This window comes from Pantoea sp. X-Soil-ISGK-275, assembly GCF_059730795.1.
The window spans coordinates 2,038,059-2,053,055 of record NZ_AP035976.1 but is presented as its reverse complement, the minus strand read 5'-3'; the positions used below and the strand labels follow the sequence as shown (position 1 = coordinate 2,053,055).

14 protein-coding genes are annotated in these 14,997 nt (G+C 52.9%); 6 read left to right on the top strand and 8 right to left on the bottom strand.

Features of this window, described 5'->3' with window-relative positions:
• Positions 1-424 precede the first annotated feature (424 nt).
• A complete protein-coding gene (locus tag AC6I8A_RS09565) occupies positions 425-883 on the top strand; it encodes an RpiB/LacA/LacB family sugar-phosphate isomerase (protein ID WP_008104031.1) in 459 nt (152 codons plus the stop codon).
• Positions 884-912: 29 nt separating this feature from the next.
• Positions 913-2,904: a transketolase gene (gene tkt / locus AC6I8A_RS09560; RefSeq protein WP_497818379.1), complete on the top strand. Its 1,992-nt coding sequence runs from the start codon at positions 913-915 to the stop codon at positions 2,902-2,904.
• A 65-nt stretch (positions 2,905-2,969) separates the two neighbouring features.
• On the opposite strand, the gene AC6I8A_RS09555 is transcribed toward tkt, so the two are convergent.
• The 3 genes from AC6I8A_RS09555 to AC6I8A_RS09545 form a co-directional block, all read right to left on the bottom strand.
• On the bottom strand, positions 2,970-3,575 hold the full coding sequence (locus AC6I8A_RS09555; RefSeq protein ID WP_436333555.1) for a TetR/AcrR family transcriptional regulator: 606 nt from the start codon (positions 3,573-3,575) through the stop codon (positions 2,970-2,972).
• A gap of 54 nt (positions 3,576-3,629) precedes the next feature.
• On the bottom strand, positions 3,630-4,385 hold the full coding sequence (locus tag AC6I8A_RS09550; protein WP_497818378.1) for an alpha/beta fold hydrolase: 756 nt from the start codon (positions 4,383-4,385) through the stop codon (positions 3,630-3,632).
• A 69-nt stretch (positions 4,386-4,454) separates the two neighbouring features.
• Complete coding sequence (locus AC6I8A_RS09545) at positions 4,455-5,135, bottom strand: type 1 glutamine amidotransferase domain-containing protein (protein WP_256698408.1); 681 nt, start codon at positions 5,133-5,135, stop codon at positions 4,455-4,457.
• Between the two features lie 204 nt (positions 5,136-5,339).
• Here AC6I8A_RS09545 and lplA point away from each other — a divergent pair, with 204 nt between their 5' ends.
• Both lplA and AC6I8A_RS09535 read left to right on the top strand, forming a co-directional pair.
• Complete coding sequence (gene lplA, locus AC6I8A_RS09540; protein WP_497818377.1) at positions 5,340-6,356, top strand: lipoate--protein ligase; 1,017 nt, start codon at positions 5,340-5,342, stop codon at positions 6,354-6,356.
• Between the two features lie 119 nt (positions 6,357-6,475).
• Positions 6,476-7,611 (top strand): IS3 family transposase gene (locus AC6I8A_RS09535; protein WP_256698600.1). Its coding sequence is split into 2 segments (ribosomal slippage): positions 6,476-6,731 and positions 6,731-7,611, totalling 1,137 coding nucleotides; the frame shifts between segments, so codons are not numbered across the junction.
• Positions 7,612-7,663: 52 nt separating this feature from the next.
• On the opposite strand, the gene AC6I8A_RS09530 is transcribed toward AC6I8A_RS09535, so the two are convergent.
• Entirely contained in the window at positions 7,664-9,055 is a 1,392-nt protein-coding gene (locus AC6I8A_RS09530; RefSeq protein ID WP_497818376.1) for a PTS transporter subunit EIIC, read from the bottom strand.
• A 306-nt stretch (positions 9,056-9,361) separates the two neighbouring features.
• On the opposite strand from AC6I8A_RS09530, the gene AC6I8A_RS09525 reads away from it, so the two are divergent.
• Positions 9,362-10,561, top strand: a complete 1,200-nt coding sequence (locus AC6I8A_RS09525) for an enolase C-terminal domain-like protein (RefSeq protein ID WP_497818375.1) — start codon at positions 9,362-9,364, stop codon at positions 10,559-10,561.
• Between the two features lies 1 nt (position 10,562).
• Here AC6I8A_RS09525 and AC6I8A_RS09520 read toward each other — a convergent pair whose 3' ends face one another.
• Together AC6I8A_RS09520 and AC6I8A_RS09515 are read right to left on the bottom strand one after the other, a co-directional pair.
• A complete protein-coding gene (locus tag AC6I8A_RS09520) occupies positions 10,563-11,279 on the bottom strand; it encodes a GntR family transcriptional regulator (protein WP_265296817.1) in 717 nt (238 codons plus the stop codon).
• A 46-nt stretch (positions 11,280-11,325) separates the two neighbouring features.
• Positions 11,326-12,015 carry a pirin family protein gene (locus AC6I8A_RS09515; RefSeq protein ID WP_497818374.1) on the bottom strand — a complete coding sequence of 230 codons (690 nt, stop codon included), beginning with the start codon at positions 12,013-12,015 and terminating at the stop codon, positions 11,326-11,328.
• A 206-nt stretch (positions 12,016-12,221) separates the two neighbouring features.
• On the opposite strand from AC6I8A_RS09515, the gene AC6I8A_RS09510 reads away from it, so the two are divergent.
• Positions 12,222-12,785 carry a TetR/AcrR family transcriptional regulator gene (locus tag AC6I8A_RS09510; protein WP_497818373.1) on the top strand — a complete coding sequence of 188 codons (564 nt, stop codon included), beginning with the start codon at positions 12,222-12,224 and terminating at the stop codon, positions 12,783-12,785.
• Positions 12,786-12,787: 2 nt separating this feature from the next.
• Here AC6I8A_RS09510 and AC6I8A_RS09505 read toward each other — a convergent pair whose 3' ends face one another.
• Together AC6I8A_RS09505 and AC6I8A_RS09500 are read right to left on the bottom strand one after the other, a co-directional pair.
• A complete protein-coding gene (locus AC6I8A_RS09505) occupies positions 12,788-13,438 on the bottom strand; it encodes a TetR/AcrR family transcriptional regulator (RefSeq protein ID WP_256696415.1) in 651 nt (216 codons plus the stop codon).
• A 124-nt stretch (positions 13,439-13,562) separates the two neighbouring features.
• Positions 13,563-14,996, bottom strand: coding sequence for an efflux transporter outer membrane subunit (locus tag AC6I8A_RS09500; RefSeq protein WP_497818372.1), 1,434 nt, complete (start codon positions 14,994-14,996; stop codon positions 13,563-13,565).
• Between the last annotated feature and the right edge of the window lies 1 nt (position 14,997).

Here is a 14,997-nt window from a genome sequence, read left to right as displayed (position 1 = left end):
TGAGTGATCATTTCTTTATGTGGTGTTGACCAATCGCCAAAGAGGCGCTGGCTGCAGGAGTACTGAGAGGTACGGTGTAAATGACACATGTTCGAGTCCTCGATGGGTCTTCTTGTACATTGGTATAGTCATGCGAACATATGAACACTACACGGATAATTGTGCGTCTCTCAACTGCAACACACGAAAGTGTGAGCAGCTTCATGAGATTTGATTTTGGTCAATTTATCTGATTAGTGCGCCCATGCGACGCGGCGCAGGCGGTATAACAGGGTTTTTGAGTGATTCTGACGCGATCCTGAAGGCAATTCATATGAACAACGATTGAACATATGATTGTTTTTATGGCAAGCTAACCATGAACATCTTCTCGCCTGCTGAACAAACGTGCAGGCGTCATTGCACACCCTGCTGGAGAACGACGATGAAAACTATCGCAATTGGCGCCGATGATGCGGCTATCGAATTGAAAAATGTGATTAAAAAGCTGCTGGAAGAGAAAGAGTATGTGGTGACGGATTACACCAATGACGCGCAAAACGACCGTCCAATGTACCCGGATGTGGCCTTTGCGCTGGCCACCGCCATCCAGAAGAACGAATTTGAGCGCGGCATTCTGCTGTGCGGCACCGGCATCGGTGTGGCGATTGTCGCCAACAAGGTGGAAGGCGTGCGCGCGGCCCAGTGTCACGACACCTTCTCTGCCGAGCGTGCTCGCAAGAGCAACAATGCGCAGATCATGACCATGGGCGCGCGCGTCATCGGGCCGGAGCTGGCGAAGAACATCGTGAATGCCTGGCTGGCATCGGAGTTTGAAGGTGGCGGCTCAACCGCCAAAGTGGAGAAGATCGGTTACTACGAACAAGTATCCCACGCTAAATAAGCGCCGACGTCGCACCTCTGGAGAACCTTATGTCTACACGCCGGGAAAGAGCCAACGCCATCCGCGTTTTGAGTATGGATGGCGTACAACAAGCCAATTCGGGACATCCGGGCGCCCCGATGGGCATGGCGGATATCGCTGAAGTGTTGTGGCTCGACTTTTTACGGCACAATCCACGTAATCCCAACTGGGCTAACCGCGACCGCTTCGTTTTGTCGAACGGCCACGGCTCCATGCTGATCTATAGCCTGTTGCACCTGAGTGGTTACGATTTGCCGCTCAGCGAATTAAAAAATTTCCGCCAGCTGCACTCTAAAACGCCGGGGCATCCGGAATATGGCTACACGCCGGGCGTTGAAACCACCACCGGCCCGCTGGGTCAGGGCATTGCGAACGCAGTGGGGTTTGCGATTGCCGAGCGCACGCTGGCGGCGCAGTTCAACCGTCCAGGTCATGACATCGTAGACCATAACACCTACGTGTTTATGGGCGACGGCTGCATGATGGAAGGCATCTCACACGAAGTCTGCTCTATCGCCGGTACCCTGAAGCTGGGCAAACTGGTTGCCTTCTATGACGACAACGGCATCTCCATCGACGGTCACGTTGACGGCTGGTTCACCGACGACACCGCTAAACGCTTTGAAGCCTACGGCTGGCACGTGGTGCGCGGCGTGGACGGTCATGATGCCGACGCGATTAAGAAAGCGGTTGAAGAGGCCAAAGCGGTTTCCGACAAGCCTTCGCTGCTGATGTGCAAAACCGTGATTGGCTTCGGTTCGCCGAACAAAGCCGGTACGCACGACTCGCACGGCGCGCCGCTGGGTGCCGATGAAATCGCGCTGACCCGCAAGCAGCTGGGCTGGAACCACGGTCCGTTTGAAATCCCTTCCGACATCTACGCGCAGTGGGATGCCAAAGAAGCCGGCCAGGCGAAAGAGTCTGCGTGGGACCAGAAGTTTGCTGCCTACGCCGCTGCACATCCGGAACTGGCTGCGGAGTTCAAACGCCGCGTCAACAACGAGCTGCCCGCTAACTGGGCCACTGAGTCGCAGAAGTTTATCGAGCAGCTGCAGGCCAATCCGGCGAAAATCGCCAGTCGTAAAGCCTCGCAGAACGCCATCGAAGCCTTCGGTAAAATCCTGCCGGAATACCTGGGCGGCTCTGCTGACCTGGCGCCAAGCAACCTCACCCTGTGGTCCGGTTCTAAGCCAATCAATGAAGACGCGGCGGGCAACTACATCCATTACGGCGTGCGCGAGTTCGGTATGACCGCCATCGCCAACGGCCTCGCGCTGCACGGCGGTTTCCTGCCGTACACTGCCACCTTCCTGATGTTCGTCGAGTACGCGCGCAACGCCGCACGTATGGCCGCGCTGATGAAAATCCGTCAGATCATGGTCTACACCCACGACTCGATTGGTCTGGGCGAAGATGGCCCGACGCACCAGCCGGTTGAGCAGATGGCCAGCCTGCGCGTGACGCCGAACATGAGCCTGTGGCGCCCGTGCGACCAGGTTGAGTCAGCGGTGGCGTGGAAATATGCCATTGAACGTGTTGACGGCCCGTCGGCGCTGATCTTCTCGCGTCAGAACCTGGCGCAGCAGGATCGCAGCGCTGAGCAGCTGGCGAACGTGGCGCGTGGTGGTTACGTGCTGAAGGACAGTGAAGGCACACCAGAGCTGATCCTGATCGCTACCGGTTCAGAAGTGGAGCTGGCGGTGGCTGCTTACGAGCAGCTGACGGCGGAAGGACGCAAGGTGCGCGTGGTGTCTATGCCATCCACCGACGCCTTCGACAAGCAGGACGCGGCGTACCGTGAATCCGTGCTGCCGAAAGCGGTTGCTGCACGCGTGGCGATTGAAGCGGGTATCGCAGATTACTGGTTCAAATACACCGGCCTGAACGGGGCGATCGTCGGCATGACCACCTTCGGTGAGTCAGCGCCTGCGGATCAGCTGTTCAAAGAGTTTGGCTTCACCGTTGAGAACGTGGTTAACACGGCGAAATCGGTTTTGTAATTTGAGGTCGCCATCAATGGCGCTCCGACAAAATAAAGGGCGGCTCAGTTGAGTCGCCCTTTTTACTATGCGGTGATACGAATAATTTTTTGCGTCATGCTCATGGCGGAATCAAACGGGCTGGTATTGCGCACGATTTTCACCATCACGCTGGCGCCCACCCACAGCTGATACAGGCTTTCCGCCACACGGCTCGGTTGGTCATCGATAGACAACGAACCTTCCTCAACACCCGCTTCTAATGCGTCCGCCAGTCGCGCAATGATGCCTGCCGTTCCGGTTTGTAGCGTGCCGCGCATACTATCTGATAAATCGGCAACTTCCGCGCCCAGCTTCACCGCCAGACACTTGCCCTGACAATCGGAGAACGATTGCGATTCACGCCACAGCTGCCAATAGTTCATCAGCCGCTGCGCCATCGTCAGGCCCGGCTGGCTTAATGTCGCATCAAGCTCAGCCAGATAATCATCGAAATAGCGTGCCAGCATATCCACCCCAAAAGCCTCTTTCGAGCTGAAGTAGTGATAGAACGAGCCTTTGGGTACACCGGCATCGGTGAGGATTTCATTTAATCCGACAGCCGAAAAACCCTTGCCGGCCATAATGCGTTGGCCAGTGGCAAGGATGTGATCGCGGATTTCATTACTATGCAATTGGGATGAAGTAGTCATAGTGGTAGATTACCAAATACTAGACCAGTCGTCTATGCACTCAACATGCGTTTACTACTGCGATAAGCTGCGTGCTGCTTTCTCGATCACCGCCGCAATCTCTTTTGGCTGTGAAGCATAAATCGCATGATTTCCCTTTAGCTCCGTCACGCTGCTATGCGCACGTTGCGCCATAAAGCGTTCCAGCTGCGGATTGATCGCGCGGTCTTCGGTTGCCACCACCGCCCAGCTGGGTTTGGTTTTCCAGGCTGGCGCACCGGCCGGTGCAGCAAAGGCCGCAACGGCAGGCATCACCTGAGAACGCGCAAGCAAATCGGTCTCTTTAACGGGCAGATCGGCAGCGAAATCAGCGTGGAATTTTTCCGGTTTCAAATAGAGATAATGGTCAGGCGTTTCGGCGATGGATTGCGCGGCGGGCGGATATTTTTTCGCCAGACTCAACAGCGAATCCCCTTGTTCTGGCTGGAACGCGGCGATGTACACCAGGCCAGCAACCGACGGATCGTTACCCGCATCGCTGATAATCATGCCGCCATAACTGTGTCCGACCAGCAGCGATTTACCCTGCTGCAGCGCCAGAACGCGTCGGGTGGCCGCCGCGTCATCGGCCAGCGATGTTTGCGGCTCCTGCACAATCGACACTTTATAACCGTCTTTATCGAGAATGCGCGCCACTGGATTCCAGCCCGAGCCATCCACAAACGCACCGTGAACCAGCACGATGTTTTTCACCGGCTCAGCCAGTGACGACTGCGCATATACCGACAGCACTGCACCTAACGCTAACGTGGTTAATGATTTTTTAAACATGATTTTGCTCTCCACACTTTTCACGATGCAAAACAAAGGAGGCGAACCGCGGCTCGCCTCCCGATGCGTTTATTGCGCCAGTTGCTTGATCAATTGTTGCGCCGTCTCTGCTGAAGACGTTGGGTTTTGTCCGGTAATCAGCAGGCCATCGCTAACCACATAAGAGCTCCAGTCCGCGCCTTTGGAATACAGACCGCCCTTCGCAATCAGTTCATCTTCCACGAGGAAAGGCACTACCTGAGTCAGGCCAACCGCTTCCTCTTCGCTGTTGGTAAAGCCGGTGACGTTACGGCCTTCGACCAGCGGTTTGCCTTCCGGCGTTTTGACGTGACGCAGCACGCCCGGCGCATGACACACCAGCGCAACGTGCTTATTCGCGGCCAGGAAGCCTTCAATCAGCGCGATGGAGTGCTGATCTTCTGCTAAATCCCACAGTGGGCCGTGGCCGCCTGGGTAAAACACCGCATCGAAATCGGCTGGTGATACGCTGTCCAGACGCACGGTGGCGGCGAGTTGCGCGGTTGCTGCGGCATCCGCTTCAAAACGATGCGTTTGCTCAGTCTGGAAATCCGGCTCATTGCTTTTAGGATCTAACGGCGGGTTGCCCCCTTTTGGCGACGCCAGCGTGATTTCTGCGCCAGCATCTTTGAATGCGTAGTAAGGCGCGGCCAGCTCTTCCAGCCAGAAACCGGTTTTACGTCCGGTGTCACCCAATTGGTCGTGTGAGGTTAAAACCATAAGAATCTTCATCATCAATCTCCTGCCTGTTGAATTTAAACATCTAAACTAGACCAGTCGTCTAGCGCTTGAATTCAAAGTAACAGCTAATAGACCAGTCGTCTAGTGGCTAAATCATTTTTTTACTGAAATGAAATGCGCCGCTGTTTCTTATCTTTCCACTAGCTTAAGCGTACTCTATCCCGATTTGCCCTTTCTCACGGAACCGAAAAAATCATGTCCACCCTACGTTTACTCATTTCTGACTCACACGATCCCTGGTTCAACCTCGCGGTAGAAGAGTGTATTTTCCGCCAGATGCCAACAACGCAGCGCGTGCTGTTTCTCTGGCAGAACGCCGAAACGGTGGTGATCGGCCGCGCCCAGAATCCGTGGAAAGAGTGCAATACGCGGCGGATGGCGGAAGACGGCATCAAGCTGGCACGACGCAGCAGCGGCGGCGGCGCGGTGTTTCACGATTTGGGAAACTGCTGCTTCACCTATATGGCCGGCAAACCGGAATATGATAAATCGGTCTCCACGGCGATTATCCTGCGCGCGCTGGAACAGCTTGGCATTCCAGCTGAGGCCTCAGGTCGCAACGATATCGTGGTGAACGTGGATGGCGAAGTGCGCAAGATTTCCGGATCTGCCTATCGTGAAACGCCCGATCGCGGTTTTCATCACGGCACATTTTTGATGGATGCCGACCTTTCGCGTCTCGCCGATTACCTCAATCCAGACATTAAAAAATTACAGGCGAAAGGCATTACCTCGGTGCGTTCACGTGTAGCCAACATTGCCGATTTGGTGCCGGGCATCAGTTTTGACGCGATCTGCCGTGAGGTGATTGCCGCCTATTTTGCTTACTACCAGGAAGAGTGCCAACCGGAACATATCTCTCCCGCCGCACTGCCTGATTTGCCCGGTTTCGAAGAGCAATTCGCGCGGCTAAGTAGCTGGGAATGGAATTTTGGTAACGCGCCGGATTTCTCGCATCAGTTGAATGAGCGCTTTGTCTGGGGCGGCGTAGAGATTCACTTTGATGTGGAGCGCGGCGTGATTTCTCGCTGCCAGATTTTCACCGACAGCCTGAACCCTTCGCCATTAGAAACGCTGGCGTTACGTCTGCAGGGCGCGGTCTATCGACCTGAAACCATGTTGGCGCAATTAACACTGTTGAAAACGGAATTTCCGGAGCAGCTTAATGAATTGAGCCAGCTGGAAAGCTGGCTGGTGGCGAGTGTGAGTTAGGTATAAAACGGTCGCCATAAATGAACTGCACCCCAAATGTTGGACCATAATCTGACATTGTGGAGTGACCCCGAGCCCATAGACAAATCTGCCCTATATTTTGAGCATAGGAGGAGTCTATGGGCACACCACGATTTACCCCTGAGTTTAAAGAAGAAGCAGTCCGCCAGATCACCGAGCGGGGCTATTCCGTCGCCGACGTATCTGAACGCCTGGGCGTCTCGCAACACAGCCTTTATAAATGGATCCGCTCTATAAAACCTGATGCCAGCGGGCACCAGGCGCAGGATCTGCTGGATGCCCGGACGGAGATCCTCCGGTTGAAAGCGCAACTCAAGCGAACTGAGGAGGAGCGGGATATCCTGAAAAAGGCGGCGCGGTACTTTGCAAGGGAGCCCGACTAAAGTACCGCTTCATCAACGATCACCGTCAGGTCTGGTCGATCACACTGATGTGTCGGGTTCTGAAGGTTGCCCGTTCCGGTTTTTACGTCTGGCTCCACTGCCCGGTATCAACTGGAGAGCAGGATAATCAGCGGCTGCTGACGCTTATCCGCGACTCTTATACCCTGAGTGGCGGCGTTTATGGATACCGGCGGGTCCACAGTGACCTGCGAGAAATCGGGGAGGTATGCAGTAAAAACAGGGTAGCGAAAATTATGCGGCAGAACAGAATCAAGGCCGTACATGGCTATAAAATCCCGCGAGGAGCACGGGGACGTCCGTCAGTCATCGCGCCTAACCGGGTACAGCGGGAGTTCACAGTCGTTAAACCGAACCAGGTCTGGGTAACGGATATTACCTACATACGGACCTGGCAGGGCTGGCTGTATCTGGCCGTGGTCATAGACCTGTTTGCCCGCAATGTGGTGGGCTGGTCAATGAAACCCTCACTGTCGCGCGAACTGGCGCTGGATGCTCTTCTGATGGCCGTCTGGCGACGAAGGCCTGAGGAAACCGTTATCGTACACAGCGACCAGGGAAGCCAGTATGGCAGCGATGACTGGCGACGGTTCTGCCAGGCTAATAACCTGTCACCCAGCATGAGCCGGCGCGGCAACTGCTGGGATAATGCAGTGGCAGAATCCTTCTTCAGTTCGCTAAAAAAAGAGCGCATCAGAAAGCGGATCTATAGAACCCGGGACATGGCCCGGGCTGATATCTTTGATTATATCGAAGTGTTCTACAACCGGACCCGACGCCACAGCCACCTGGGAGGCGTCAGTCCAGAGGCCTTCGAAAAGGCCTCGTCGTGAGGACAGCGAATGTCTACGGGAATGGGGTCACTCCATAAATGGCGACCCTACATTACTTATTCTCTGCCTGAATAATTAAATCAGGTTCCTTGCCCACCAATATCAACGTCAGACTAAACGACAAAACAAGCGCAATGGCAACGCCGGAAACAGCCCAAATAAAGTACGGTCCAATATAGGCCGGCAAACTGAATATACTGGAAAGAATGTAACCGTATAAACGCACGCCAAAGAAACCGATAAAGGCTGAAGCCAGTGCACTGGAAACCGTTGCCGCGATAAAGGCTTTTTTGTAGCGCGTTAATACGCCAAACAGCGCCGGTTCCGTGATGCCTAATAACGCTGAAATCGCGGCTGAAAGCGTGACCACCTTGTCCTGCCGATTTTTACTTAATTTCCAGATAGCGAATGTCGCACCGGCAATCGACATATTTGCCATAAACATCATCGGCATCAACATGTCATAACCGCGATCGCTAAAGTTCTGTAGCGCAATCGGTGTCATCGCGTGATGCATGCCGGTCAGCACCGCCACCGGACGAATGGCGCCGACAATCAAGCCAGCAAAGCTTGCTGAAATACTGAATAAGCCCTCAATAAACAGCGCCAGACCTTTGCCAAGCCAAATCCCCATCGGACCAATCACCACCAGCGCGGTCAAAGCCGCAAGGAACAGCGTTAAGGTAGGCGTAAATACAGTTTTTAATACTTCCGGCATAATGCGATCCACCCAGCGATGGATATAGCTGAGCGCCAGGATAGAGAAGATGACCGGAATAACGCTGGAAGCATAATTAAATACCGAAACCGGCAGCACGCCCATCAGCCAAAACGCGCTCACTGCGCCCTCCTGATGCGCCGCCAGCGCTTTTGCCGCATCAATTAAAGAGGGATACATTAAACAAGCCGCCACGGCAGCGGCTAAATACTCGTTGGTTTTAAATATTTTGGCGGCGGAGACCGCTAAAAAGAACGGCAGGAAATAGAACACGCCGCTGGCAATTAAATCAATCACCATTACCGTATCGCTTTTGGCCGAGACCAGCTTTAACGCCACTAATCCGGCCAGTAAGCCTTTGATCATCCCTGCGCCGGCAATGGCGGGAACAATCGGTCCAAATACCCCCGAGACGGTATCCATAAACAGTGATATCAGGCTTTTGCGTCCTTTCTCATGTTGCGCAGTTTGTACGCTATCGTTATTTAATACCGGAACGATTTGCTCATACCAGCTATTAACTTTGGGCCCAATAATAATCTGGAATTGTTCGCTCTGCATTTGCGCGCCCAGCACACCGGGCAAGGTTTTAATTTCGCTCTGGTTAACTTTATTGTCATCAATAAGGTCAAAGCGCAAACGCGTCATGCAATGCCAGACTTTATTGATATTATTCTTCCCACCCACTAAGTGGATTATATTTTTTATTACTTCCTGCGTTACCATACGTGCTCCTGAGGGAAGAAAAACAGCCTGGTGAAATCTGCACTGGATGGTAATAAATGACACCGAACAAAACAAACCAATAAATCATGACTGCGATCACAAAACCCGCTGCATCAGTACTATTAATCATCTAAAATGACAAATTGGTCTGTTTTTATGACGATAAACGCTCTGATTTACTGACCAATATTTATTGCCCAAAAAAGGGTTTGCGTCGCAATAAAAACCCGGTAATGATACGGCAAAAATAGCTTATCAACATGCCTTGATATTGCGTGCAGTCACTGCACCACAGGAGTATTTCTCGTGACCCCAACCATTATTGAAAATATTGCGTGTTTTATTACCCGCCCCGATCGTCATAATCTTATTACCGTACGTGTCACCACCAATAAAGGGATTACCGGTCACGGCTGCGCCACCTTTCAACAGCGTCCTTTAGCAGTAAAAACCATGGTGGATGAGTATCTGGTACCGCTATTAACTGGACGCGATGCCAACAATATTGAAGACCTGTGGCAGATGATGAACGTTAATGCCTATTGGCGTAACGGGCCGGTGACTAACAATGCCATTTCGGGCGTGGATATGGCGTTGTGGGATATTAAGGCGCAGTTAGCTGATATGCCTCTTTATCAACTGTGGGGCGGCAAGGCACGCGATGCGATTGCGGCTTACACCCATGCCAGCGGTGAAACACTGGACGAACTTTATACCTCGGTCGATAACGCCTTAAAGAAAGGCTATCGCCATATCCGCTGTCAGCTGGGTTTTTACGGCGGAACGCCCAAAGAACTCAACGCACCGGAAAATAGCACCTCAGGCGCTTATTACTCGCAGCAAGAGTACATGGCAAATACGGTAGAGATGTTCCGTGCGTTAAGAGAGAAATACGGACATCGATTCGAAATTCTGCATGACGTGCATGAGCGCTTATTCCCGCAGCAGGCAATTCAACTGGTGAAACAGCTTGAGACGTATATGCCCTATTTTCTTGAAGATGTGCTTCCTCCCGCACAAACCGGCTGGTTAGAGCAACTGCGTCAGCAAAGCGCGGTGCCGTTAGCGCTAGGTGAATTATTTAATAATCCAGCGGAATGGCACGAGTTAATTGTGAATCGTCGCATCGATTTTATTCGTTGTCACGTCTCGCAGATTGGTGGCATTACACCGGCGTTGAAACTGGCGGCGCTGTGTCAGGCATTTGGCGTGCGACTGGCATGGCACGGACCGGGCGATATGACGCCGATTGGCGTAGCAGTCAATACACATCTGAATATTCATCTGCACAATGCTGCCATTCAGGAATTTATTCCGCGCTCAACGCTGACCGATGCGGTTTTCCCTGGCGCGCCGGAGATTAAGAATGGCTATATTTATCCACCACAAGCATCGGGTATTGGCGTCGGCTTTGATCAAGCGTTAGCAGAAAAACATCCGGTGGTTTACCGTCCGCATGAATGGACGCAGAGTCGCCTGCCTGACGGCACCATTCACACGCCATAATTTAGCGCTGTTGCTGACGGAAACGCAGATTATCCGGGTTATGCGGAATCAGATAGGTGCAGGTGTAATTAATATCAACGATGTCGCTGATTTCATACACCTGCCCGCCTTGTAAAATACCACGGTTAATAATGTGCATAGCCGGACTCCCTTTTTTACAACCCAGTAGCGTCGCCTGTTCGCGATTAACGCTAATCGCGCGGTAGCTGGTGAGTAAATGTGAGATTTGATAGCCTTTGGACAACACATATTGCTGTATCGATCGCTCAATAATGTCACCGTTGAGATCGCTAAATAAGGTTGCTGGCATACGCGATATTTCAATCTGTACCGCCACATTATCGACATAGCGCAGGCGGGAAAACTCCCAGATAAAGGCATCGTCGTTAATGGCGAATATCTGTTGCTCGTCACTGTCGGGGCGTCTTTTACGCAGGCCGATTGAGCGGTAATGCATTTGGTCAAAGCGCTTTTCGGTGATCGAATTATACACCAGCGGGTTATTACGCACCGTTTCGTTAATCCAGATGCCCGATCCCTGCACGATACGCACCGCTCCGATACTGACCAGCTTCTCCAGTGCTTGCCGGATGGTGAAACGCGATACGCCGTACTCTTCGGCCAGCTGGCGTTCAGGCGGCAATTTACGTGGCGCGGAGGTATCTTCCTGATAGATCTTGCTCAGCAAATCCTGGGTAACGAACTCTTTCTTTTTCATGGGATTAGCCTGCTCCTGAGTTGTATCCGCAGATGATAACACGATGTTATGGCGAGGAAGGGTTAAGTGCGCCTTCCTGCACCAGAAACGCGATCAGCGTTGCATCCCGTTCTCCCGTCAACGCGGGTAATGGCGCGGTATCGCTCACTGAATCGCCCTTGTGCAACCGTTCATTATCCATCCGCACAATGCCGTCCAGCACGGTAATCCAGCTGGAAAAGCCTGTACGCTGTGGCACATCAACCTGTTGGCCGCGTTCCAGTTTCAGGTCATAAATGTATATCGTTTGATTGAGCGGCAGCGGCGCCTCGCTGCCGTGCGGCCCTGCCAGTAACGTCCATGCGTTGACTGGCGCACCTTCCGCACGGGTAAAAGTATTCACCTGCGGTTCACCGCCGGTTTGCGCTGGGCGAATGGTGGCCTGCAGCATTTCGGTTTCGATAAAAGGCGCAGACTCGGCAAAGCGTATCCCGCTGCCGGCACTCAGCAGCAGCGCGCGTTTAGCATTGAGGGAATGGGTTTCTCCCAACTCGGTGCTGTGCAGCAGCGAACCGCGCCAAACGTAGCTGAAAATCTCACTGTCCTGATGCGAATGCAGCGGAATGGTGGCATCCAGCTGCAACGTCATTTGATCGATAATTTCCAGCGGTCCAAACGCTTCACCGGGACGCTGACGGCGAATGTTAAACGGACCGTATTCAAACAGCTGATCGCGTTGGGCACGCAGGATGTTCATGGTGTAACTCCTCTATGATTTTTCTCTGTCCACCATCATAGAGATCGGGAGAATCATGAACAGCAGGCAAAACTGCTCGCTTAAATCAAAAAAACTGAACGACGATAAAGTGCCGAAATAATAAGAGCAGGTTAATGTTTTTTATTCATCGCCAGCGCAAGGTTAATTGCGTAAAATAGCCGCTTTATTCTGCGAGTGTAATAATCATGAACCGAAGCGAACAGATCCTGGCAGCCGCCGAGCAGTGTATGCGGCAAAAAGGTTTTCACCAGACGTCGATTCAGAATATTGCTACTCAGGCCGATGTCAGCATCGGTTTAATTTATAAATATTATAAAAACAAAGAGGCGATCATTGAGGCATTAGTCACCAGTGTGGTGCAGCGGATGATCACCTTGCTGAATGCCGACTTTGAACGTATCGCGCATATGCAGGGACATTATCATGAAGCGGAAGATATTGTGCCGGCGGCCGTGGAAAACAGTATTATTTTGCTGATGGAAGTGTCGTCTGAAGCCACGCGGAATAATCGCATCCAGCAAATTATGTTCGATGCCTGGCATCAACTTAAAAATAACTTCATTGCGCAGGAGCAGGCGCTGCATCCTGGACAAGACGCCAATGCTATTCACACCCGCTTATATGTGATGTCGCTGATTATTGACGGCATCATTATTCGCCGCTGCATGAAGCAGCGCGATATCGCACCAGGCTTTATGCCGTTTTTCAATGCGGTGGTCAATGACCTCTACCCGCACAGTGCTGCCTAATCTCAACCGAATAGATGCTGGCTAAGAATGCCGTTCACGCGCTGCATTTCATGTTGATCAAGGTCGCTATCGCCAAAGGCGCGACAGGCGACGCCATCCACCAGCAGCAATAAAAATTGAATGCGGTTGGCACGTTGCGTTGCGTTGATTTCAGGTGTTTGTGCGGCATAACGCACCTCTAATTCGGCGAGTAATAATTGCTCTTGCTGGGCCAGAACGGTACGCACCGACTCATTACGCGACGCCTCAGAATACATTTCCAGTAATAATTTCCGGTCCTGACTTGGCCAATGCTGCCAGAATGGCGAATCCGCGTTGATAATATCCTGCGTCGATTGTTGTGCGGATAAATGCTGTACTAAAAACAGGCGCCAGTTGTGCGCGATGCTTTTGATTGTTTCCGTGACAATAAGCTCTTTACTGCTGAAGTAACGATATATTTGCCCTGCCCCTAACGCAGATTCACGGCTAATATCCGCCATGCTGGCGCCATGAAATCCGGAGCGACTGAAACAGACTTTTGCCGCATTAATAATCTGCTGCTGACGCTGCAAAAAGAATTCGTCATGTTCAGAGTGACTCACATTGGCTCCGAAGAAAATTATCGTTTTAATCGCGTCATCATACGCGATGCGTATCCGGTGAGAAACCATGACAATGTTGCCAATATTTGCGGTTGGTGCGCATAAATGCGCACCCTACGAAAAGCGCGCCAATCCTTTGTAGGGTCGCCATTTATGGCGACCGAAAGACGATTAACTGACGAGCATTACGCAATTATTGCGTGCTCATTATTTCAGATTCTTTCAACGCCGTGCCGCCGCCCATCACTTTATAGAAAGTGATTAAATTCAGGTAATAAGCTTGCTGCGTACTCACCAGACTGGTGCGGGCGCTGTACAGCGTGCGCTGCGCAGTCAAGGCATTGAGATAAGTATCAACGCCGTTGCGATAGCGCAGATCCGCCAGATGGTAATAGGTTTGCGATGCCGCCACATTACTCCGCTGACTACTGAGCTGATCGTTGATGGTGCCGCGACGCGCCAGCGCATCCGCCACTTCCTGGAAGGCGGTTTGCACCGCTTTCTCATACGCCGCCACGTAATATTCTTTCTGTGCTTTGGTGTATTTCAGGTAAGAAACATTGTAGCCGCCCTGGAAAATCGGCAGCGAAATGCTCGGCGCAAACGACCAAATGCCCGCCCCGTTTTTAAACAGCGTCGAGAGATCGGCACTGCCGACGCCGCCGCTGCCGGTCAGCGTAATGCTCGGGAAGAAGTTGGCACGCGCCGCGCCAATACTGGCGTTGGCAGACTTGAGATTGTGCTCAGCTTGTAACACATCAGGGCGATTCAGCAACGCATCCGATGAGACACCCGCTGGCACCTCACGCAGTGCGTTACCGATCGACTCAATGCTGTCAGGCAGCAGGTTATCCGGCACGCTGCGGCCTACCACCAAATCCAGCGCATTTTTATCCTGCGCCACCAGCGTGGTGTAGCTGGCAACATCGGCCTGCGCAGATTGGTAGGTAGTTTCCGCAGACGAGACATCCACCATCGAAGCGATGCCGTTTTCCATCTGCTTACGCGTCACCTGCCACGATTGACGTGCGCTCTCGGCGGTCTCTTTGGCAATCGCCAGATTGCTGCGATCGGCAGCGAGTTGCAGCCAGTAATCCACCGTGTTGTACAACACCGTCAAGCGCGTACTGCGAGCGCCCTGCAGCGTGCCGAGGTAGGTTTCATACTGCTCGCGCGTCAGGCTTTGGTTTTTGCCGAACAGATCGAGTTCAAACGCACTGACGCTGCCTTCCGCCGAATAGCTGTTACTGATGGCGGTTTGATTGCCTTCGCCGGTTAACGCGCGTGAACGCGTGCCGCTCACGCCCGCGCTAATGGTCGGGAACAGATTGGCGCGCTCTTCGCCATACTGCGCATGCGCCGACTTCACGCTGGCTACCGCTTCACGCAAGTCGCGGCTGCTATCCAGCGCCATCGTCACCACCTGACGCAGTTTGGCGTCGAGCACATAATCCTGCCAGCTCAGGTCGCGGTAGTTGCTGGCCTGAGTGCCTTGCAGTGAACGATAGGCATCACCGCTCGGCATCTGGTTGCTGACCGCGCCTTGCGGGCGGTCATAGTGCGGATCGAGCGAGACACAACCCGACAGCAGCGCGGGAATTAACACCATTAAGAGTTTTGCCGACATG